General features: G+C 36.5%; 22 protein-coding genes. 12 read left to right on the top strand and 10 right to left on the bottom strand.

Annotated features, from left to right (window positions below; all coding sequences use genetic code 11):
- Positions 1-36: 36 nt before the first annotated feature.
- Positions 37-612: a DNA-3-methyladenine glycosylase I gene (locus tag AADH04_RS02355; RefSeq protein ID WP_434778654.1), complete on the top strand. Its 576-nt coding sequence runs from the start codon at positions 37-39 to the stop codon at positions 610-612.
- 100 nt (positions 613-712) lie between these two features.
- On the opposite strand, the gene AADH04_RS02350 is transcribed toward AADH04_RS02355, so the two are convergent.
- Positions 713-2050 (bottom strand): MFS transporter, encoded by a 1338-nt coding sequence (locus AADH04_RS02350; RefSeq protein WP_434778653.1) that lies wholly within the window; start codon positions 2048-2050, stop codon positions 713-715.
- 279 nt (positions 2051-2329) lie between these two features.
- On the opposite strand from AADH04_RS02350, the gene AADH04_RS02345 reads away from it, so the two are divergent.
- The 5 genes from AADH04_RS02345 (at position 2330) to AADH04_RS02325 (ending at position 6768) form a co-directional block, all read left to right on the top strand.
- Complete coding sequence (locus AADH04_RS02345; protein WP_434778652.1) at positions 2330-2803, top strand: methylated-DNA--[protein]-cysteine S-methyltransferase; 474 nt, start codon at positions 2330-2332, stop codon at positions 2801-2803.
- Positions 2803-3693: a site-specific tyrosine recombinase XerD gene (xerD, locus tag AADH04_RS02340; protein WP_434779780.1), complete on the top strand. Its 891-nt coding sequence runs from the start codon at positions 2803-2805 to the stop codon at positions 3691-3693. Before AADH04_RS02345 ends, xerD begins: the two co-directional genes overlap by 1 nt.
- A gap of 39 nt (positions 3694-3732) precedes the next feature.
- A complete protein-coding gene (locus tag AADH04_RS02335) occupies positions 3733-4701 on the top strand; it encodes an NAD(P)-dependent oxidoreductase (RefSeq protein ID WP_434778651.1) in 969 nt (322 codons plus the stop codon).
- A 46-nt stretch (positions 4702-4747) separates the two neighbouring features.
- Positions 4748-5428 (top strand): DsbA family oxidoreductase, encoded by a 681-nt coding sequence (locus AADH04_RS02330; protein WP_434778650.1) that lies wholly within the window; start codon positions 4748-4750, stop codon positions 5426-5428.
- A gap of 269 nt (positions 5429-5697) precedes the next feature.
- On the top strand, positions 5698-6768 hold the full coding sequence (locus AADH04_RS02325; RefSeq protein WP_434778649.1) for a cytochrome-c peroxidase: 1071 nt from the start codon (positions 5698-5700) through the stop codon (positions 6766-6768).
- Between the two features lie 75 nt (positions 6769-6843).
- Here the strand turns inward: AADH04_RS02325 and AADH04_RS02320 are convergent, their stop codons facing one another.
- The 6 genes from AADH04_RS02320 to AADH04_RS02295 form a co-directional block, all read right to left on the bottom strand.
- Positions 6844-9069, bottom strand: a complete 2226-nt coding sequence (locus tag AADH04_RS02320; RefSeq protein WP_434778648.1) for a heavy metal translocating P-type ATPase — start codon at positions 9067-9069, stop codon at positions 6844-6846.
- Between the two features lies 1 nt (position 9070).
- The gene (locus tag AADH04_RS02315; RefSeq protein ID WP_434778647.1) at positions 9071-9283 is read right to left on the bottom strand and encodes a heavy-metal-associated domain-containing protein; all 213 of its coding nucleotides are present in this window, start codon (positions 9281-9283) and stop codon (positions 9071-9073) included.
- A 22-nt stretch (positions 9284-9305) separates the two neighbouring features.
- Positions 9306-9746, bottom strand: coding sequence for a CopY/TcrY family copper transport repressor (locus AADH04_RS02310; protein ID WP_434778646.1), 441 nt, complete (start codon positions 9744-9746; stop codon positions 9306-9308).
- Between the two features lie 171 nt (positions 9747-9917).
- A complete protein-coding gene (locus AADH04_RS02305; RefSeq protein ID WP_434778645.1) occupies positions 9918-10430 on the bottom strand; it encodes a ClbS/DfsB family four-helix bundle protein in 513 nt (170 codons plus the stop codon).
- A 23-nt stretch (positions 10431-10453) separates the two neighbouring features.
- Positions 10454-11026: a GyrI-like domain-containing protein gene (locus AADH04_RS02300; RefSeq protein ID WP_434778644.1), complete on the bottom strand. Its 573-nt coding sequence runs from the start codon at positions 11024-11026 to the stop codon at positions 10454-10456.
- 19 nt (positions 11027-11045) lie between these two features.
- Positions 11046-11864, bottom strand: a complete 819-nt coding sequence (locus tag AADH04_RS02295) for a MerR family transcriptional regulator (RefSeq protein WP_434778643.1) — start codon at positions 11862-11864, stop codon at positions 11046-11048.
- A gap of 105 nt (positions 11865-11969) precedes the next feature.
- Between AADH04_RS02295 and ypfJ the strand changes: the two genes are divergently transcribed.
- The 3 genes from ypfJ (at position 11970) to AADH04_RS02280 (ending at position 14515) form a co-directional block, all read left to right on the top strand.
- Positions 11970-12815 (top strand): KPN_02809 family neutral zinc metallopeptidase, encoded by an 846-nt coding sequence (ypfJ, locus tag AADH04_RS02290; protein ID WP_434778642.1) that lies wholly within the window; start codon positions 11970-11972, stop codon positions 12813-12815.
- 39 nt (positions 12816-12854) lie between these two features.
- Positions 12855-13961 (top strand): DNA alkylation repair protein, encoded by a 1107-nt coding sequence (locus tag AADH04_RS02285; RefSeq protein WP_434778641.1) that lies wholly within the window; start codon positions 12855-12857, stop codon positions 13959-13961.
- A gap of 107 nt (positions 13962-14068) precedes the next feature.
- On the top strand, positions 14069-14515 hold the full coding sequence (locus AADH04_RS02280; RefSeq protein ID WP_434778640.1) for an OsmC family peroxiredoxin: 447 nt from the start codon (positions 14069-14071) through the stop codon (positions 14513-14515).
- Positions 14516-14533: 18 nt separating this feature from the next.
- On the opposite strand, the gene AADH04_RS02275 is transcribed toward AADH04_RS02280, so the two are convergent.
- Positions 14534-16501, bottom strand: coding sequence for a PEP/pyruvate-binding domain-containing protein (locus AADH04_RS02275; protein WP_434778639.1), 1968 nt, complete (start codon positions 16499-16501; stop codon positions 14534-14536).
- 72 nt (positions 16502-16573) lie between these two features.
- Between AADH04_RS02275 and AADH04_RS02270 the strand changes: the two genes are divergently transcribed.
- Together AADH04_RS02270 and AADH04_RS02265 are read left to right on the top strand one after the other, a co-directional pair.
- Positions 16574-17110 carry a DUF2569 domain-containing protein gene (locus AADH04_RS02270; RefSeq protein WP_434778638.1) on the top strand — a complete coding sequence of 179 codons (537 nt, stop codon included), beginning with the start codon at positions 16574-16576 and terminating at the stop codon, positions 17108-17110.
- A 173-nt stretch (positions 17111-17283) separates the two neighbouring features.
- On the top strand, positions 17284-17781 hold the full coding sequence (locus AADH04_RS02265; protein WP_434778637.1) for a hypothetical protein: 498 nt from the start codon (positions 17284-17286) through the stop codon (positions 17779-17781).
- 35 nt (positions 17782-17816) lie between these two features.
- On the opposite strand, the gene AADH04_RS02260 is transcribed toward AADH04_RS02265, so the two are convergent.
- On the bottom strand, positions 17817-18311 hold the full coding sequence (locus AADH04_RS02260) for a DUF456 domain-containing protein (protein WP_434778636.1): 495 nt from the start codon (positions 18309-18311) through the stop codon (positions 17817-17819).
- An 11-nt stretch (positions 18312-18322) separates the two neighbouring features.
- The gene (gene ppk1, locus AADH04_RS02255) at positions 18323-20362 is read right to left on the bottom strand and encodes a polyphosphate kinase 1 (protein WP_434778635.1); all 2040 of its coding nucleotides are present in this window, start codon (positions 20360-20362) and stop codon (positions 18323-18325) included.
- A gap of 198 nt (positions 20363-20560) precedes the next feature.
- Between ppk1 and AADH04_RS02250 the strand changes: the two genes are divergently transcribed.
- Positions 20561-22165 (top strand): YdgA family protein, encoded by a 1605-nt coding sequence (locus AADH04_RS02250; protein WP_434778634.1) that lies wholly within the window; start codon positions 20561-20563, stop codon positions 22163-22165.
- Positions 22166-22205: the final 40 nt, after the last annotated feature.

Here is a 22205-nt window from a genome sequence, read left to right as displayed (position 1 = left end):
TACAGTATTTTTTGTTATTGTGAGTAAGGATTTCTGATGGGGATGACAAAAACGCGTTGTGGTTGGGTGACAAGCGACCCATTGTATCTGGATTATCATGATCATGAATGGGGGAAGCCTCAATATGATGGCCTTAAGTTATTTGAGAAAATTTGTCTTGAAGGGCAGCAAGCAGGGCTTTCTTGGATCACTGTATTAAAAAAACGTGATGAATATCGCCGTTGTTTTTTTTATTTCGACCCAGTAAAAATTGTCCAAATGACGCAAGCGGATGTTGAGCAACTTTTGCAAAATAAAGGCTTGATTCGTAATCGTTTAAAAATCAACGGTATTGTAAAAAATGCCCAAGCTTATTTAGCAATGCAACAAAACGGAGAGGATTTTTCTCAATTTATTTGGTCTTTTGTTGACGGTAAGCCAATTGTGAACCATTTTCATTCATTAGCAGAAGTGCCTGCAAGTACGCCTATTTCTGATGTGATGTCAAAAGCGCTTAAAAAGCGGGGTTTTACATTTGTGGGTTCGACTATTTGTTATGCGTTTATGCAGTCAATGGGGTTAGTGGATGATCATATAATGGATTGTTATGTAAAGCAGAATAGGGATCAGTAAATAGAGTAGTTAAGTTTCTTTAATGGTTTTATGAGTTATGTGCATATGTTCATTTACCCCCTACAAAAAATTTTGTTTTGTAGGGGGTAAATTTGTTGATCTATATTTTTTTCGCAATCAAATAAAAACCACATAAAATACAAACCGCACATAAAGTCAGTACATAATACGCCATGCCAAACGGATTGGCTTTGACAATCGCAACAAAAAGCAAGGGTGTTGAGCTCCCAAAAATAGCATATGAGAGATTATATGAAAATGAAACCCCTGATAAACGTACATTTGGAGGGAACATCCTGATCATCACGTAAGGAACAACACTGACTGAGCCAACACAAAACCCCATAATAAAATATAAAATGCCAATGGTTGTATAATTGGTATGGTCTAAATGAGCATACAGAATATAGCTGCTAATGGCCAAACATGTACAGCCTAAAATCAATGATAAGCCTGCACCTAACTTATCACATAATTGCCCCCAAAATATACATCCTAGAACTGCGGCCAAAATAGCCAGACAGTTCATGACAAAAACAGTGTGTCTAGGAATATGAAAGCTTTTGTTCATTAAGTCAGGCATTAAAATTAAGCCAACTAAAATACCGCAGGTCAGTAACCAAGTCAGTAACATAGAAACAAAAACACTTTTTGGGTAGCTTTTTAGCGCATCCACCAAAGGAATGCCTTTAGATAAAGCCTTTTTTTCCTGCATTTCTTTAAATACAGGGGTTTCGTGTAACCAGCGACGTAAATACATGGTGACAAATCCTAATACACCGCCCACTAGAAAGGGAATTCTCCACCCCCAATCGTGTAAGTCTTGTTTGTTACCCAGTAAAAAACTGGTGCGTCCACTACTTATTTCAGGAAAGAGTGCTTCCATCAGTAAAGCCATGAGTGCGCCTAATAAAATACCAAATGTTAAACTACAGGTTAAAAAGCCATTGGCTAAACCGATTTTCCTACTGGGTACATGTTCTGAAACGAATACCCAAGCACTGGGCACTTCTCCACCAATAGCAATACCCTGAATAATACGCATGAGCAAAAGAAGAATAGGGGCAAAGAAGCCAATAGTGTCAAATGTTGGTAAAAGACCAATTGCAAAGGTGGGTGCGGCCATCATTAAAATGGAAATGGCAAACATACGTTTTCGACCAATTAAGTCGCCAAAGTGCGCCATAATTACGCCGCCCACTGGTCTCATAATATAAGCAGCAGCAAAAGCGCCGTATGAACCAATGTCTTTCCAAAAAGGAGATAAAGTATCTGGGAAAAAAGCATCGCCCATGTATTTTGCAAAAAGAGCGAAAATGATAAAATCATAAAATTCTAGGGCGCCGCCTAAAGAAGCCAGAGACAATGTTTTTGTATCATTTTTATTAATTGGCCGAGAGGGCTGTATTTCTTGTTCAATAGAGCTGGTTTGCATCATAATTAAGTACTTTTCCAATTGTTATTAATATTTTAGACAAATATTCCAATAATTTTTGTGTTGCTTGTAAAAGACTAACTGTTTTATCTGGGCTTTGGCAAGTTGCTATAGGTTTGTCTATCGATATTTTTTGGTTATGTTGCATTTTATGGCAAATTTATTATGTAAAAATTAGACTTTTTGGCTAAAAATAATTGAAAAAAATAGTGTAAATACTTGAAAAGTAAAAAATGAATGAAATAAAACAACAGCTTAAATTGATAAGAAAAGAGGAACATAATGAAGCAGGTAACTTATGGTACATACCAAGCGCCATTTGGCTTGATTCAGTTGCAGTTTCAAGATGAAATATTGTCGGGTTTAGAACTTAAAACATATGAGCCTTTGTCTTATCAGTTTTCTATGGCAGAACAAAAATATATTCATGCTTTAGATGCCTATTTTTCAGGGAAATTGGAAAAGTTTACCTTACCTTTATTTCTTGATGGGACGACATTTCAAAAAAAAGTATGGACACAAATCGCGCAAATTGATTATGGTTTAACAAAAAACTATGGTCAGCTTGCTGAATTAACGGGTTCTCATGCTCGGGCAATAGGGCAGGCATGTGGTCATAACCCTATCCCTATTTTTATCCCATGTCATCGGGTACTGGGTAAAACAGGTTTAGGTGGGTTTAGTTTGGGGCAGGATAAAGACATGCTGGATATTAAGGTTTTTTTATTACAGCTTGAGGGGGTATTATGCCTATAATGCCACAGGAACAAACTTCTTTAATTGATGCTTTTTTAGATCATTTATGGCTAAGCGAACAACTGGCGAAAAATTCTTTGGAGGCGTATAGACGAGATTTATTAAAAATACAAACCAGATTGGCACAAAATTCTTTAGCATTTTTAGATGCTCAAGCCAACGACTTGGCTTTGGCTATTTTTAATGAAGCAGAACGTCCAGCATCTTGTGCGCGTGCATTGTCTGCGTGTAAGCGTTTTTTTCTTTACCTTAATATTGAAAAAATTCGTTTAGATAACCCTTGTGAACATTTGCATCCTCCTAAAATGGGGTTAAGATTACCTAAAGTGATTTCTGAAGGACAAATAGAGCTTTTGTTAGAAGGGCCAGATACAGGTACCACTCATGGTTTACGTGATAAAGCTATGTTAGAAATTATGTATGCTACAGGTATGCGTGTCAGTGAGGTTGTGGGGATTAAATTAGAACAAGTTGATTTAAAACTTGGGGTGATTCAAACCATTGGTAAAGGAAACAAAGAGCGTATCGTTCCTTTAGGCGAAATTGCGGTAGATTGGGTTACAGACTATATCCATAATGCCCGCAAGCAATTACTGAAAAATAAATGGTGTGATTATCTATTGGTGAGCCAAAAAAAAAGCGGCATGAGCCGACAATTGGCTTGGATGATTGTGAAACATTATGCACAAAGTGCGGGTATTGATCAACTAAGCCCTCATACTTTACGTCATGCTTTTGCAACGCATCTTGTCAATCATGGTGCAGATTTACGTGCGGTGCAAATGCTGTTAGGACATGCTAATTTAGCGACAACTCAGATTTATACACATGTTGCTACTGAGCGCTTGAAGAAAATACATGAACATTTTCATCCAAGAGAAAAATATTGAATATTGCTTTGTTGTGTGTTTAATAGAAATGGTGATCATATGAAGCATGATATTTTGGTTTATTATTCTTTACCCAGTGACTTAAAAAAACAGTTAGAAACGGTTTTTAATGTACATTATACCAAAGATTTATTAGGTGATTTGGCTCAGTTAAAAACAGTATTGCCTAAGATTGTTGGTGCAATTGGGTTTGGCGTGGTTATGACTGACAATTTATTGGCACAAATGCCTAAGTTAAAAGCAATTGCGACCATTTCTGCTGGGTTTGATCATTTTAATTTGACACAGTTAAATCAACGCCAGATTCGATTAATGAATACACCCGATGCTGTAACCAATTCTACTGCGGATATGATTTTTTCTTTAGTGCTTGCCACAGCCAGACAAGTTGCCCAAATGGATCAATTTGTACGGAATAAACAATGGGTAAAAAGCATCGGGGTGGCGCAAATGGGGGTTGATGTATACCAAAAAAATATTGGTATTATTGGTATGGGGCGTATTGGTCGGGCAGTGGCCAAGCGGGCACATTTAGGGTTTGATATGAATGTTTTGTATTACAGTTCACATCAACATTCAGATGTTGAAACTTTATATCAAGCAGATTATTGTTCGTTAGATACTTTGTTGTCAGCATCCGATTTTGTGTGTGTGACTTTACCTTTAAATACACAAACAGAAAAATTAATAAATGCCGAACGGTTAGCAAAAATGAAAAGCTCTGCTATTTTGATTAATGGTGGACGTGGTAAAGTAGTGGATCAAGAGGCGCTTATTACAGCATTAAAAACAAAAGCTATTCGTGCAGCTGGCTTAGATGTTTATGAAGAGGAGCCTTTACCCTTAGATTCAGCGTTATTGACATTAGATAATGTGACTTTGTTGCCTCATATCGGTGGGGCAACCAAACAAACACTTTATAATATGTCAAAAAGTGCGGTAGAAAACTTAATTGAAGCTGTATGTTCAACACCCAAAATAAATTGGGTGAATCCAGAAGTCGGCTAACAATTACTTTAATTCAGTGTGATGAACATAGGCTTAGGGAGTCGTTATGAAAATTGATATTTGGTCAGATTTTGCTTGTCCCTTTTGTTATATTGGTAAACACCACTTAGAGCAAGCCATAAGTCAGGTCCCCAATTTAGATATATCCATTGTTTATCATAGCTTTGAACTTGACCCTCAAGCACCTTTGAGTAATGAGGCAACGCTTTACGAGGTTTTGGCGCAGAAATATCAAATCAGTTTAGATAGAGCCAAAGCAATGACTAAGCAAGTGTTACAAAAAGCCCATGAAGCAGGCTTAAGCTTACAGTTTGACTCTTTAGTGTCAACCCGAACATTCGATGCACATCGGTTAGCCCATTTTGCCACAGACAAGGGGTATCAGGATGTCATGCAAGAGCGGCTATTTAAGGCTTATTTAACCGATTCCATGAATTTAGCAGACAGAGCTGTTTTGTTACAATTGGCAAAAGAGGTTGGTTTAGATGCCAAGCAGACACAACAAATGCTTGAGTCTGACCAATATGCTAAAGCTGTTCGTGCGGATGAAGCTGCTGCTAAAGGATGTAATGTAACAGGTGTGCCTTTTTTTGTTTTTGATGAGCAATATGCTGTATCGGGTGCTCAGCCAGTATCTGTTTTTGTGGATATTTTATCAAAGGCACAACAAGCTGAGCCATTGTCACAAGATGGGCTATCTTGCGACAATGATGGGTGCGCTATTTAGATCACTAATGATTAGCCTATAAGAACACAGCAAACGGTTTGCTTTATAAGCTTTATTGATGATTTTTTCAAAATTGAATTAAAATTTTCTTAATATATGAACAATAATAATTTGTTAACCTTTTGAAAAAAATGGTAATAGATATTTTCTCTTAGTTTTTTAGTTTAAAACTATGAGAGTCTTTACCTTGTTTTATGTCAATAAATTAAACAAATGTTTCATTTAGAATAATCGGGCTGCTTAATTTTATGACAAAGGAGCCTATAAATATGAATCCACGGAAGAACTTTAAAATCCTGTCTATTCTTGCTCTTGGTCTATTGAGCTTTCCAGTTGCACAAGCCAATACACCAGATACACAAGCATTAATGGAACAAGCTCAAGCTTTGTTTAAACCACTGCCTAAAGTGGCTGAAAATAAAGCCAACCCATTAAATGATTATAAGATTGAATTAGGGCAACGTTTGTTTTATGAACCCCGTTTGTCAAAAGGGCATACAGTAAGTTGTAATAGCTGCCATAATTTAGCCAGTTATGGGGTTGATAATTTACCTACTAGCCAAGGTCATAAAGGGCAGTTTGGTGCGCGTAATTCGCCTACCGTTCTGAATGCCGCTTTATTAGGATTTCAATTTTGGGATGGACGTGCGAAAGATGTTGAAGAACAAGCAGGCGGCCCTATTTTAAATCCTGTTGAAATGGCATTGCCCCACAAAAATATTGCAATAGACACCATTGCTTCTATTCCAGAATATCAGGATTTATTTAAAAAAGCCTTCCCTAAAGATAAAAACCCTGTATCAATGGAAAATATTCAGTTTGCCATTGGCGCATTTGAGCGTACTTTATTGACACCAACTCGTTGGGATAATTTCTTGAATGGTGACGCGAATGCTTTAAGTAAACAAGAGCTGATTGGTCTGGATAAATTTATTTCCACAGGATGTATTGCTTGTCACCAAGGTTATAATTTAGGCGGTGATCAATTCCAAAAATTTGGCTTGGTTAAAGAACCATATTGGCAATTTACAGGCAGTAAAGTATACGATGAAGGTCGATTTGAAGTAACTAAAGTTGTGGATGATAAATATATCTTCCGTGTACCTGGTTTACGTAATGTGGTTCGGACTTACCCATATTTTCATGATGGCAGTGTGTGGAGTTTAAATGATGCGGTAGCCATTATGGGTGAAGCACAGCTTGGTCATCAATTCAGCAAAGAAGATGTTGCCGATATTGTGGCGTTCTTTGGTACTTTAACTGGCGATGTGCCTGAAAAAGCACGTACAATGCCTATTTTACCTATGTCCACAGATAAAACCCCTAAACCTAATAACTAATACATGATTTGAATTAAAATTAAGCAGTTAATAGAGCCTGAGTTTTCAGGCTCTATTTTTATTTGAGGTCATGTGTTATTTGAGTTTGATACGATTCAAACTTAAAGAGTTTAATAATACACTGACTGAGCTAAAAGCCATTGCGCCACCTGCAATAATAGGGTTCAATAATCCAAGAGCAGCAAATGGAATACCTATTGTATTGTAAATAAAAGCCCAAAATAGGTTTTGTTTGATTTTACGAATGGTTTTTTGTGAAAGTACAATGGTTTGGCTGATGCTGATTAAATCTCCGCGCATCAATGTAATATCTGCCGCTTCCATTGCAATATCTGTGCCTGTACCCATAGCCATACCAATATCTGCCATTGCTAAAGCTGGTGCATCATTGATGCCATCTCCCGCCATAGCCACTATTAAACCTTGATCTTGCAGTTTTTTGACATACTGGGCTTTGTCTTGAGGTAAGACTTCTGCAAAAATATGTTCAGGGGTAATGCCTACTTGTTTGCCAATGCTTAAAGCTGTTTGTTTGTTGTCTCCAGTTAATAAGTAGACTTGAATATGTTGATTATGCAATTGTTTGATGGCTTCTATTGAGGTAGCTTTAATTTGATCAGCAACAGCAATAAGGCCTGCATAAACAGAATCAATGGCAACCAACATAACGGTTTTACCTTCATTTTCTAGAGCCAATATCTCTGTTTGTACAGCTTCAAAATTGATCTTGTGTTCATTTAATAAACGTTTATTGCCAATTAAGACCAATTGATCATGAATATAGCCAGATACACCAGCGCCTACCATAGCTTTAAAGCCAGCTACTTCTATAGCTTTATCCGTTAAATGGCTTTGAGCATATTGATAAATGGCTTTACCCAGTGGGTGTTCAGAATGCTGTTCTAAAGCTGTAATTGCACTTAAAAAATTCTGTTCATTAATATGCTCAGCAATTGAGATGTTGGTAACCTCGGGTTTACCTTTTGTAATAGTGCCTGTTTTGTCTAAAATAACGGCTTGCGTTTTAGCTGCGTGCTCTAAATGTTCGCCACCTTTGACCAAAATCCCATTTTTGGCACCTACACCTGTACCAACCATAATGGCTGTTGGTGTTGCAAGACCTAAGGCGCAAGGGCAGGCTATCACCAGTACCGCAACAGCGTGCAAAATACCTTTTTCCCATTGGCCTGTCATGAATGCCGTAATCAATAAAGTACATAATGCAATAATTAACACAACAGGAACAAAAACAGCCGATATTTTGTCTGCGATTTTTTGAATTGGGGCACGAGAGCCTTGAGCATCTTCCACCATTTTGATGATTTGTGCCAAAGCAGTTTCTTTACCTACTTTGGTTGCTTCAATGATTATGCTACCACTGGTGTTTAATGTGCCACCAATAACATTTTCCCCAATGTTTTTTTCGACAGGTAGGCTCTCTCCAGTTAACATACTTTCATCTAATGAAGATTGACCTTGAATAATGATGGCATCGACAGGAATTTTTTCCCCAGGGCGCACACGGATGTGGTCTTTTACCTGTACTTGTTCAATAGGTGTGGCAATTTCTTCGCCATTTTTAATGACTTGAGCCGTTTTGGCTTGTAAGGTCATCAATTGTTTAATCGCATTACCTGTTTTCCCTTTTGCTGCTTGTTCCAAGTATTTACCCAATAAAATCAGGGTAATGATCACAGCACTGCTTTCAAAATAAAGATCGTGACTGTTTAAAGAGAAAAAGCCGTTATACACACTTAATGCAAATGCGGCTGTGGTGCCCATAGCCACCAGTACATCCATATTAGGTGCTTTGGTTTTTAAAGCATGGTAGGCATTTTTATAAAAACGACTCCCAATAAAAAATTGTACAGGTGTGGTGAGTAATAATTGCACCCAAGGGTTGTGCAGCAAAATAACAGCTGTATTGTCATGAAAGCCCAATATAGACAACAACATACCCAAAACCAAAGGCAAAGATAAAATGCTGGCAATAATCAAATCACGTTTAAGTTCCCGCACTTCTTCTTGTTTAATGGCTAATGCTTCTTCTTTATGAGCACTGTCATCTAAAATAGCACCATAACCGATATTTTCAACACTTTTGATGATATTGTCGATATTGGTTTGCTCAGGCTCAAAGGTGACCGAGGCTTTTTCTGTGGCCAAATTAACAAAAGCTTGCGTCACACCCATTTGTTTTTTAAGTTCTCTTTCTATTCGGGCAGAGCAATTGGCACAGGTCATGCCTGTAATGGTTAGGCTTTGAGTTTGTGGTGTCATTGGGCTTTCATCTGTTTTCATTTTATATCTGCTCCGCAGCATAACCTTCTTCAGTAATGGCATTGATCAAGGTATTAATGTTTGTTTTATTTGGGTCAAAGCTGATTTTTGCTTCGCTAGGGGTTAGGCTCACTTCAGTGTTTTGTACACCATCAATTTGATCTAATGTTCGTTTGACGGCTGCGACACAATGTCCACAAGTCATGCCGGTAATTTTTAAAGTAGTATTTTCCATAATTATGTTCCTTTTTAACGTATTAACAATGAGTTTTACACTCGCATAAACCGGGTATACAGTTACAGGCAATAGAGTCAACAGCCTGTGTTTTTTTGTTTTTAATGCTTGTTTCAATTAATGCAATGTCTTGGTGGGTGAGTGTGGCATCATCAATTAATTGGGCAATGGTTTTGCCTATTTTTTTGCTGCAAATATGAGCAAATAAGTTTTCTGTTGCACTGATAAAGCTTTCCTGTTCAGAGACCAAAGGAAAATACAAATAACGTTTGCCATCCTTTTGTGTGCCAACCATATTTTTTTTGATCAAACGCCCTAAAAGGGTTTTGATGGTGGTTGGTTGCCAGTCTTTCTTTTGTTGTAGTAAAGCAATAATTTCTTGGCTAGAAGCCTGTGGTTGAGACCAGACAACACGCATAACAGCCCATTCTGCATCGCTGATTCTTGCTTTTTCTTGTTCCATTTTATTTGTTTAAGTGATGAATGTGTTTTTAGATTACATTTGTAGTCGATTTTTGTCAAGACAATAGGTTTATAAAATATAAAAGTAAATTTTATAAACTTAATAGTTAAAAACTGTTTATAACTATCTATGTTGATTTAATGATTGTTTCTACATTTTGATAGCATGACATTATTTTAAGGTTAAGGTTTTTTTGTATTTTTTAATTTTTTTTATGGCCCAATCGTAGTGGCTTGACGTGCTGGAAATAAAATAAGCACCAAGAGAAGTAGAACCTGTCCAAAAGTAGTATTGTTTGGTAAAAAGTTCTTCATTGCTGTGTTGCTGGATTAAATGTGTGATGGTTTGGTGGCTTTGTTTGAAGTTCTTTAGCGTGGTATCTAAATCCATACTTTGGTATTTTTGCCAGATAGTAAAATTAAGTTCAGGTAAGGTTTTCCATGAAAAGCCAATAGCGGGCATTGAAGGTTTATTGCCAGACATACCTACTTCGTACCAGCTAAGGAACATCAAGTGCCATTCGTATAAATGGGCAATAACATCCCTAATATTGTGATCTCGATCGTCAAATGGGAACGTACCCATAAGTGCGTGTGACTCGAAAGAATCAAGTATATTCAATAACAGATTAAATTGATTTTGGCTCAATGTTAATAATGAGTCTTTATCTGTTGGTCTAGGCATGATATATGACCTTTCTTGATGGATTATTTAATTGGTTTTAATCGATACAAAATAAGGGTTTTAAGGTCTTCTGATCTGGTTTTATTTGGGTCGGATAAATAAATTTCTTCATGGCTGTTTTCTTCTATTTGATAGCCTTGTTGTTGGATAAAATGCAGAAGTGTTTGAGTGGTTTGATGCTCTGTTGTGTAAGGGCCAATATGTAAGATCTGTGCTGTTTTGCCATAATGCCATAACTCTAAATGTAGTTTTACACCTTCAATGAGTTTTCCTTTTTTTATTTCAGGTAATTGAATGACTTCATTGGGAATAGGTAAAGCATACATTCCTTGCCATATGTCTTTTGGTTGATCAAGGTTCATTTGGGACCAACGACCTCGTAGTTTTTCTACTTTAAAAGGCCTATTTTGTTCTTTATATATTTTTCGAATAGCGTAGGCCATGGTGTAAAGGGGCGGCATCAGCTTAATTGTTTGCGTATTCGGGTTTCCTTGGATATCAACTCTGATGACTTTTTGAGCTGGCACATCACTAATGATCGGTTGATTGGGTTTTAATCGCATATTTAAACCTTGGCACATATTTAATTCATTCATTTTTTTATCCATTGATTCCTTATAATTTAACGACAGGGTAACAAGCTTCCGTCACCCAATGTTCAGGGTTTGGGTTTTGCGCAACCGAAACATGGTAAATATTGAACATAGGGCCTGATAACCGATAATGATGTTGCTCCATCCATTGAGCAACAGCTTGTTGTACCATTGAAATTTGATCATAACTACCGTTCATCATAACGGTTACTGCTAAACACCCTTGAGTGTTTTTATACATAATGTCATCCTGATTTTCATATAGCTTGGAGACAGTCATTTGAATTTCCACATCAACATCTTGTTCTTGATATTCAGGGTCATGAAAAATAGCCATACTGTCTACTGGGTGGGCAAGCGTAATATTGTGTTGATTTACAGCTTGCATGATTTGTGTCCATAAAATCCCTTCTTGCATATAATTAGGTATGATTTTTCTTAAGCTAATGACCGTTCTTGCTGGAAACTCTTTTAAGTGAGGATGATAGGGAATACTAAAACGATTATTGTTTAATTGATCGTATATTTGCTCTAGTTGCTGTTTTTGGTGCATCAGTAAATTTAATTCCTCTTGTAGCTCGGTTTCTCTAGAGTTAAAAAAAGATTTAATTTTATTAATATCATCAGGAGTAGACAGAATTTCCTTAATGAGTGCAAGCCCAAACCCCATACTTTTAAGGGTACGGATTTGATTGATTTCATGTAATTGACTGGCTGTGTAATAGCGATAACCTGTTAAATTGTCAGTTTTTTGCGGTTTCAACAGTTCAATTTTGTCATAATGCCTAAGCATTCGCACACTGATATTTGCTAATCTTGAAAAATCACCTATTTTAAACATTGTTTTTTCCAATTGAGAGTCATTGTTTCTATTCTAAATACTGACACAGTGTGAGAGTCAAGCGTAAAATAGCCAAACTGATCACAAAATACACCGAGGTGAATAATGCGCTGGAAAGACCGTAGACAAAGTAATAATATTGAAGATCGTAGAGGAAGCTCTGGTGGTGGTTTTCTGTTTGGTGGCGGTAAAGTAAAAATTATTATGTTTATTGTTGTACTGGTTGCTGGCTATTATGGTGTGGATTTATCCCCTTTACTGAATACAAGCCAAACACTCAGCGAACCTACTCAAACACAACCAGTCGTTGCTGATGCACAAGAACAAGAATGGGCGCAGTTAACATCAGTTGTTTTAGCTTCAACAGAAGATACATGGCAACAGCAATTTGCTCAATTAGGCAAACAATATAAAGAACCTAAATTGGTTTTGTATCGGAATGTCACACGTACAGGATGTGGTGCGGGGCAAGCAGTTATGGGGCCTTTTTATTGCCCAGCAGATGAAACCATTTATATTGATTTGTCTTTTTATGATGACATGAAAAATAAACTAGGCGGTGGTGGTGATTTTGCACAAGGTTATGTTGTGGCTCATGAAGTAGGGCATCATGTCCAACATTTGCTGGGTATTGATACAAAAGTTCGTGCGCAACAACAAAGATTAAGCGAAGCAGGTGCCAATAAGTTGTCTGTCAAAATGGAGTTACAAGCAGATTGTTTGGCAGGAATTTGGGGACATGAAATGCAAAAGCAGAATATTTTAGAAATAGGTGATTTAGAGGCAGCATTAAATACAGCACAAGCAATTGGAGACGATAGACTACAACAACAAAGCTCAGGTAGGGTTGTCCCTGATAGTTTCACTCATGGTACTTCTGCGCAGCGGTATGAATGGTTTAAACGTGGTTTTGACAAAGGTAATATCAACAGTTGTGATACTTTTTCCTGATGACAAAATACGGTTGTGAATAAAAAAGGAGGTGAATAGATGGGGAGCTTATTAAAGGATGTCTATTCTTTAGAGTTCTATCATATGTTATCAGAGACATTAGATGGCATATTACCTTCTTTTAATCGGAAACAATTTATTGACAGTATTTTTGTTCAAGACTGGCCTCAAAAAGAGCTTAAACAACGTATGCGTCATACTGCTGAGGTTTTACATCAGTTTTTACCAAAAGACTTTAAATTGGCTGTGCCTTATTTAAAACAAATTGCAAATGAGTCTACTCATCACGAGCGTTCTGATTGGGGTTTGGCTTTTATGTTTTTACCCGATTATATCGAACAGTATGGTATCCATGAATATGAGCATGCTGTTGAAGCAATGGAGTGCGTTACCCAGTTAATCAGTTGTGAGTTTGCTGTGCGTCCTTTTTTGATTAAATACCCTGAAAAGATGCTCAAACAGATGTCTATTTGGTCAGAGCATGAGCATGCTTTTGTGCGTAGGCTTGCCTCAGAAGGTTTACGTCCAAGATTGCCATGGGCAATGGCTTTGCCTATGTTTAAAATGGACCCTACACCAATTTTTCCGGTTTTGGAAAAACTGAAGAATGATCCTCATCCTTCTGTCAGACGCAGTGTTGCCAATAATTTAAATGATATTGCTAAAGATCATCCAGATAAAGTTGTGCACCTTGCCCAATTGTGGCACGGTGCCAATAAAGACGTTGATGCAGTAGTCAAACATGGTTGCCGCACCTTATTGAAAAAAGCTCATCCTGAAATAATGTCTTTATATGGCCTAGATGCTCAGTCAATTGAATTGAGTCAGTTTATGCTAGAAACCCCAATTGTTCCTGTTGGTTCTTCTTTACGATTTTCTTTTTGTATCCATAATTTGTCAGAACAAAATAAAAATATTCGTTTGGAGTATGGTATTTCTTTTTTGCTTAATAATGGTAAATTTTATAAAAAAATATTTAAAATTAGCGAAAAAAACTATTCAAATAATCATAAAAAGTGTATAAATAAGGCGCACAATTTTAAGGTAATAACGACTAGAAAGTTTTATTTAGGGGAACATAAACTGACTATTATCATTAATGGACAAAAGTTTATCGAAGTACCTTTTCAATTGGTTGAAGCATAAACGGCTAATCTGAACCAATAATCGAATCATACTAATTTTAAAGCTTTCTTTTTTCTTACCATAAAATACGACACGATTTATGATGTATTTAGGAAAAAGGAAAAACAATGGAGTGTTTCTCCATCGCTGTATGGGATGGCACAATACAAGAGGGCTCTGGTATATTAATGTCTGAGAGCAAAGCATTAAATAAAACAGCTTTGAGTTTTGCTTCTACATTGAAAGAAGAGATTGCGACTAACCCTGAGGAGCTATTGGCTGCTGCTCATGCTAGCTGCTATTGTATGATGTTAAGTAGTTTACTGACACAATCAGGCTTTAGTGACATAAATTTAAAAGTTATGGCAACGGTTCATTTGGATTCTCAACAAGGTGCCATCACTGAATCATGTATCAATGTAAAAGCATTTATTCCAAATATTGAGCAAGCTCTTTTTGATCAATTAGTGGCAAAAGCTCAAGCAGATTGCCCCATTGGACGTTCTTTAAAGGCCAATTTATCTGTTCAAGCACAATTACTCGAAATTCCTTATACCCACGATGAATATCTGTAAATCCAATCAAATGATACTTCAGTGGGTAATGTACGGGCGGGCTTGTAAAATAATGATTTGATCATTTTTGATTGCCCACTCAATATCTTGCTCTTTACCTTTAAAAATCTGTTTAATTAAATGCCCTGTTTGGGCTAATTGAATAATGTACTGGTCATTTAATACTCGCTGTTTATATTGTATTGGCTGTTCGAGAACCCCACCTTGATCATCTAGTTTTAACTCAGAGTCTTCTTCTGATTGGCTGAGTATTTGAATCGCTCGAGACCAATTTGAGTATAAAATTTGTTCGGCCAATCTTTTGCCCTCAACCACTTTGATACCAATGCCTTTTTTCGCAACAATATAAGTTGCATACGGGTTGCTTGAATTAAATGGGTCTTGTGTAATCATTACCCCAGAATAATCTGAATCAACCGCTTCTTGTATCAGAATACTCATCATCACACTATCGGTAGGTAAGTGTGCCACTCGTCTGGCTTCATATGCTTCATAATTAAATACAGAAGCCCATACTTCTTTTATGGCTTGTTCAAATTGAATATCGGTTTTTACATTAGCAATTGTTGTGTATAAACCAGCACCACTAAAATGAGGCAGATCCTCCGAATTGGAAGAACTACGGATAAAAACCCCCGTTTTATTCAATTGGTTTTGCCATTGTGTTTGCCAAGTGTTTTTTAAATCTTGATCAATAGGCCAAGTGATGATTAATGCTCTTAATTTGGCTAATTCTTGTTGGCGTATTTTGGGATTATTTTGAAAATCTTCTCTTTTTTCTAATTGGGATAAAATCTGTTTTAAGCCATTTTTTTGCATAAATTGGTGGTATTGCGCAAATGGAATACAAAATCCATTAGGAATAATAACTTTAGGCAAATAATGTTTTATTTCGCCCAGGTTGGCTGCTTTACTGCCACAAATAGTGCTGTCTTGTTTTCTGAGTTGGTGTAATGTTTTTAGTTGTGTATGAGATAGGTTAGGGCGTGGCAAATTGATAGGAGGCGAAATGGGTTTTGTCTGCTTTATTTGTTGGTACGGTAGTATCTCATATTGGTTAGAACGTACATTCAGTGTAATGGGTTTGCCTATATAGGTTTGTAGAATCTGCTGCGCATTTTTTAAGTAAATATTAGGCACGCCCCAGTTTTTTGTCAGTAAATTCACGTGAGACAGAATAGTAGAAGGTTGTTCAGTAATGACTGCTGCAACAGGAGGTAAACTAATTGGCACATCTTTTAAGATCACAATATCATTAGGGGTGACTTGATTTAATTCTTCATCAGAATAAATAACTTTTAGAGTGCCTGCTGCTTTCCCTGTATTTAACACCATTAAAGGTTGTTCGCCAATCAGTTTGGCTTGAGTGATGTAGGCTATATTATTTTCTTTGGCCAATTGTTCGTGTTTGGTTGAATTGGTTTTAAAAATAACAGGTGCAAAAAAACTTTGTTGTACCTGTTTTTGTGCTGTGTGCAGTAGTGAGGGCGTAAGCTGATCACCTTCCCAAAATTCATAGGTATACCCCTGATATGCGTTTTGCCAACTTAAGGTACCAAAGATAAAACGGCGTTGGGGCAATTCATAATTTTCGTTTATGGCTCGTCGATCCAATTGTTTATTTAATCGTTTTTGAATAAAGGTTTCATGTAACTGGTATTTAGGTGTATTGATATAATAAATTTGATTATTTTTATGGCGATCAATAACAAATAAAACATGGGGTATTTCAAAAACAGTACCGACCTGATAAACCCTTGCCAATTGATGAAATTGAGTTTCTGTCTTTAATTGGTTCAAAAAATTAAGTTTATTGTTGTGAATAGTCGGCTTTGATTGAGTTGTTCGCTCATTAGGTGCAATTAATCGTTGCTGTTTTCTGTTTTCATAATAAGAAGGCTTACGCGCACTTTGTGCGGTTGTTGTTTGTATAGAAAAAAAACAGATTAATATTATTCCGAATAATTGATTAAAAGATACACTCATTGAGAAAACTCATATAATTAAAAAGGCAGACTTGATAGACTTTATCATATTTATATAAAAGGGAATATATCCATGCAAGAAGAAAATAACCCATATGCCACGCCAGAAGCACCTATTACCCTTGAAAAATCTCAATCAGTTATTGATGGGCCTCAAGGTATTGGTGGTTGGCTGATTTTACCTATTTTGGGTTTGTTTGTAAGTTTGTTTTTGTGGGCAGGACAAGTTTATGAAGTTGTTCAGGTAATTAATTCTGAAACATGGCCAGCATTAACTGAACTAAATTCAGATTCATATCATTACATGTGGCAACCAATTTTACTTTTTGAATTGGTTGGTCAAATATTGTTTATACCCTTTGGGCTGTTTTTGTGTACTCAAGTGTTTCAAAAAAAATCACGTACACCAAAGTTATTCATTTTATTGTATATTGTTTTATGCGTGTTTGTTGCTATCGACACTGGTATGATGGCTATTCTTGCCCGAGATATAGTGGAATTAGAAGACCCTTCGCTTTTTTCAGATCTTATACGCTCAATTGTCACATTAATTGTGTGGGGTAATTATTTTCATCAATCAAAGCGAGTCAAGAATACTTTTGTGAATTAAGCTGTGAATCTAAATAGTCCTTAGTTATTCGTTTAATTATTTTTTAAGGGATAATACTGCGTTTCATCTATGTTATAGAGATACTAATTAATTTAGAATATGCTATTATTTTATATATGCGGTAATTTAAATGATTAATAACAGCTATAATTTTTTTGGAAAGAGAATAGTAAATGAAAAGAGTCTTGTTAAGTTTATTGATTTTGTCTGTGGGTTCAACTGTGGTGTATGCCAAAAGAATGCCTCCTGCTGTAATACAAGATACAGCTATTGTTAATGAACTTTATTTTGGTAAAGGTGTATTAAATAATGAAGATGAGCTGGTTGATATTAACGGTGATGATCTTTCTTTTTCTAGAGAAAAAAAAGAAATCTATTGTTGGGTAGCAGAACTGACCGATCAAGATAACCTAGAGGCAACAGCAAAAATAATTGAACAATTTACATTGCCAGCAAAAGGTGCTTTTGCTTCTAATAATCCCGATGCAAAAATTTCTGCATCAAAAGATGGTAAAATTTGGACAATCAATACAACTGAGCAAATGACTGATAGTAGACAACTAGGTACATGTTGGAGCTTGGATGAAAATGATCCTATTGGTCAATATCTTCTGAATATCGAAATAAATGGTGAAAAACAACCAGAAATAAAATTCAACGTAGTCAAATAAAATTGATTCACAAAAGGGGGCTTAAATGCCCCTTTTTATGAAGTGAATGTAGTGTAAAGGTGTCCAAAAATCAAAATAAACACAATCATTAAAGCACAGCCAATTTTGGCTACAGTGCCTATAATAAAACCGATAAATGTGCCCATGCCTACTTTGCCAGCCTTGAGTAAATCTCTTTTTTCATAGTATTCCCCAACAGCAGCTCCTAATAAAGGGCCCAAAATAATACCGGGAATGCCAAAAAAAATGCCCACAATTGCACCGATAATACTGCCCCAGAGTGCTTTTTTACTGGCGCCAGTCATTTTTGCACCCAGTAGCCCTGCAATAAAATCCATCAACATGCCAATTGCTGTAATCACACCAATAATAATCAGTGATGTGGTGCCAATATAATGGTAATTTCCCACATAAGCGAGCAGCCATGAGCCTGCAAACATTAATGGTAAACCTGGAATGGCCGGATGTATTGTACCGGCTAATCCCCCAATTAATAATATAATAGCCAAAATGGCTAAGAACCATTCCATTTGATTTCCTTTTATTTTGTATATTTTTGCATTAATAATGTTTGAGCGGCACGTTTTTGTCCACGTGCCACCCTTTTTTTGTATGTACCATCTGAATTCATTTCCCATGAGTTACAGTTGTCACTTAAAAATAATCGTAAACCCTCATAAAAAACCCGTCTTTTTACTTTTTTATTGGTTATGGGGGTACAGGTTTCTATACGACGGAAAAAATTCCTACCCATCCAATCAGCACTGGAAATAAATAAATCTTCTTTGGCATCATTATAAAAATAATAGATACGGGGATGTTCTAAAAATCTGCCTACAATAGAACGCACCGAAATATTTTCAGATAGCCCTTTTACACCAGGTCGTAAGCCACAAACACCCCGAATGATCAATTGAATTTTGACACCCGCTTGGCTTGCCTTATATAAGGCCTCAATAACCTGTGTTTCCACTAGAGCATTCATTTTGGCAATAATCAGTCCTTTTTTACCAGACAGTGCATGTTGGGTTTCTCTTTCTATATTCCTGATGACCATATTGTGTAAAGTAAATGGGCTTTGGAAGAGTTTTTTCAAGCCGCCTGCTTTTCCTAAACCTGTAATCTGGATAAAAATATCATTCACATCTGAGGCAATGTCTTCATCACAGGTAAGTAAGCCAAAGTCTGTATACAGTCTGGCCGTTTTTTGATTATAGTTGCCTGTGCCCAAATGAACATAATGTTTTAAAAGGCCATTTTCTCTGCGAACCAGCATCAGCATTTTCGCGTGAACTTTGTAACCAAATACGCCATAAACAACATGCGCACCAGCGTCTTCCAGTAAAGAAGCCCAGTTAATGTTGGCTTCTTCGTCAAAGCGTGCCATCAGTTCAACCACCACTGTCACTTGTTTACCTGCTTGGGCAGCAGCGATAAGCGCTTTCATTAAATCGGAGTCTGTACCCGTTCGATAAACGGTCATTTTAATGGCAATAACACTTGGGTCTATGGCACCTTGTTGTACCAAATCAACGACTGGTTGAAAGGATTGGTAAGGGTGGTGCAATAAAATATCTGAACGAGAAATCGCATCAAAAATAGAGCGGTTCACCAATTCGGCTGGGATACTGGGTGTGAAAGGAGGAAAGACTAAATCTGAACGGTTGACCATATCAGGCACAGACATCATACGCACTAAATTGACTGGGCCATCAACACAATATAAGTCTTGTTCGCTTAAACCAAATTGTTTCAATAAAAATTCTTGCATATAAGCTGGGCAAGTATCTGCTACTTCCAGTCGAACGGCTTGTCCATACTGTCTATCATGCAATTCATCTTCAATAGCAATACGTAAGTTTTTAATGTCCTCTTCATCAACGGCTAAATCGGTATCACGCGTAACCCGAAATTGATAACAACCTTTTACTTCCATTCCTAAAAATAACTCATGTACATGAGCATGTAAAATAGAAGATAAAAAAACAAACGTATTTTGGCTTGTGCTAATGTGTTCAGGTAATCTGACCATTCTGGGTAAAATTCGTGGTGCTTGAACAATTGCGATATTTGATTGGCGCCCAAAAGCATCTTTACCTTCCAGTTCGACCACAAAATTTAAAGATTTATTCAATAACTTAGGAAATGGGTGAGAAGGGTCTAAACCAATAGGTGTCAGAATAGGTAATAGCTCTCTGACAAAATAAGCATGCACCCAAAGTTGTTGTTCCTTTGTCCATTCCCTACGGCGTAGAAACCATATTCCCTCATCTTTCAAGGTAGGCAATAATGTTTCCCGTAAGATTTTATATTGTTTGCTGATCAGTGCTTTGGCTGTTGAAGCAATATCTGCAAGTATTTGTTTGCTTTCTTCTACATTCAATTGCCCACGTTTAACTCTTTGTTCTTTATTTTGTTTTAGCCAGGCAACCCGTACTTCAAAAAATTCATCTAAATTGGACGAGACAATACATAAGAAGCGTAAACGCTCCAGTAAAGGAATGTTTGGGTCTTCTGCTTGTGCCAGAACACGACGATTAAATTCAAGTAAACCAAGTTCTCTGTTTAAAACATTGCTCATTTAAAGCTCCAGTTTTACTGAGTAAAGATTAAGAAAGTAGAGAGGATAAAGCATTATGGCAGTTTGATTTATGTTCGCCAAGTATTCTGTATCAGATCAATGCAAAAAATAACCCATGGTTTTTCTGATAAGAATAGTCAAGATACACGCTTGGTGTTATGATTCAGTGTTCGTTAATCATGGAAAAAAACTCAAGTTATGAATAAGCGGTTGAAGATTATCTTATCTTTAGTGGTTCTTTTTGCTGTCTTTTTGTTGGCGTTACCATACTATATGGGGGTTAAGGCAAAACAAACACTGGATAAGCAGTTTAGCTTAATTCAAAATACTTCTTGGTTAGAAGTCGTTTCTCATGATTATCAACGAGGCTGGTTTTCCTCTACTGAAGTGACAACCGTAAAAATCAAACCTTCAGTTATTGCCGCTTATAAAGATATGTTGCCAGAGCAACTAAAAGCCTTGGTTGATAAATCGGTTACCTATACTAATGTTATCCATCACGGCCCTTTCCCAAGATTAACCAGTTTTGTATTTGAACCAGGTAACGCCTATGTGCGCACACAGTTCAGTTACACAGAAGATACACGAAAAACATTGAGTCGTTTTTTTCAAGATAAAGAACCGATTACCATTACTAACCATTTGAATTTTACTGGTGGTGGGCAATTGCAGTTAACCATACCAAATTTTGATTATTCAGAGCTTTCAGGGATTAAAGTCAATTGGAAGGGGTTGCAATATCAATTAGATTATCAACAAAACTATGAACATTATCAGGTTAAAGCCAATACTGCTGGTTTAGAGGTAATTTTAGCAGATAAAGGTCAGTTGATTTTTAAAGATATGGCTTATGAAAATGAAACCCATACTGGTCAAACAGGAATTAATTTAGGTAAAAATAAATTTAGTTTAGCGACACTTAACCTAGGTTGGAAAGAGGGCATCAATTACCATATTCAATTAAATGAAGTATTAAGCTTATTAACCAAAATTCAAGTTGGTTCGTTTATTAACCCAACCGGTAAAATTGGCCCTGCAGAGTTAACTTTAAACAATTTAAAATATGAAGCAGATATTGGTGAGCAGGATAAATTCATTAACGCAGTAGGGCAGTTTTCTTTTGATAAATTGACTTATGGCAATGAGGTTTATGGACCACTACAAATTAAAATTTCTGGTGAACATCTCGATGGCATAAGTTTGCATGCGTTATCTAATAAATTAGGTGAAATTGCTACTCAAAATTTAGGCCAAGATGAAGCTCGTGAAGCCATTTTGAATGCTGCGAAAAAAGAAGGTTTAGGATTGTGGGAAAATGATCCAGTCATTAATATTGAAACCTTTAAGTTAAAAATGCCAAGTGGTTTATTGGATGTAAAAGGCAAAGTGGCTTTTAATAATATCACTGAAGCTGATTTAGAAGACTTTAATGCATTGGTGGCAAAAATCAATTTAAACATGGAGCTTTATGTGCCACAAAAAGCTTTAGAAAGTTTAGCAGCAGCACAGGCTGATATGATATTTAGTGTGGATGAAAGAGCAGAAGATCAACCTGATATGGAAGAAATAAAAAATTTGGCTTCTGGTATGATTTCCAGTTTTGTGTCTGCATGGGAACAAGAGGGCTATTTAACCTTAGACGGTGGCATCATCCATACAACACTACAACTAAAGAATGATCAATTTACCATCAATGGTAAAAAATTCGAAGTACAAGACGACAGCGAAATTTTAGATAGTTTTGATGAAGAAGATCAAACCGCAACTGCCAGCGAAGTAAAAGAAAGCAGCAGTGCACCATAAAATCATTTAAAAATAAAATAACAGCAGTTTTGTAGGAGAA

The organism is Neisseria sp. Ec49-e6-T10, assembly GCF_051132615.1.
Lineage (GTDB): Bacteria > Pseudomonadota > Gammaproteobacteria > Burkholderiales > Neisseriaceae.
The sequence above is the reverse complement of the archived record's forward strand: the minus strand, read 5'-3'. Positions and strand labels throughout refer to the sequence as shown.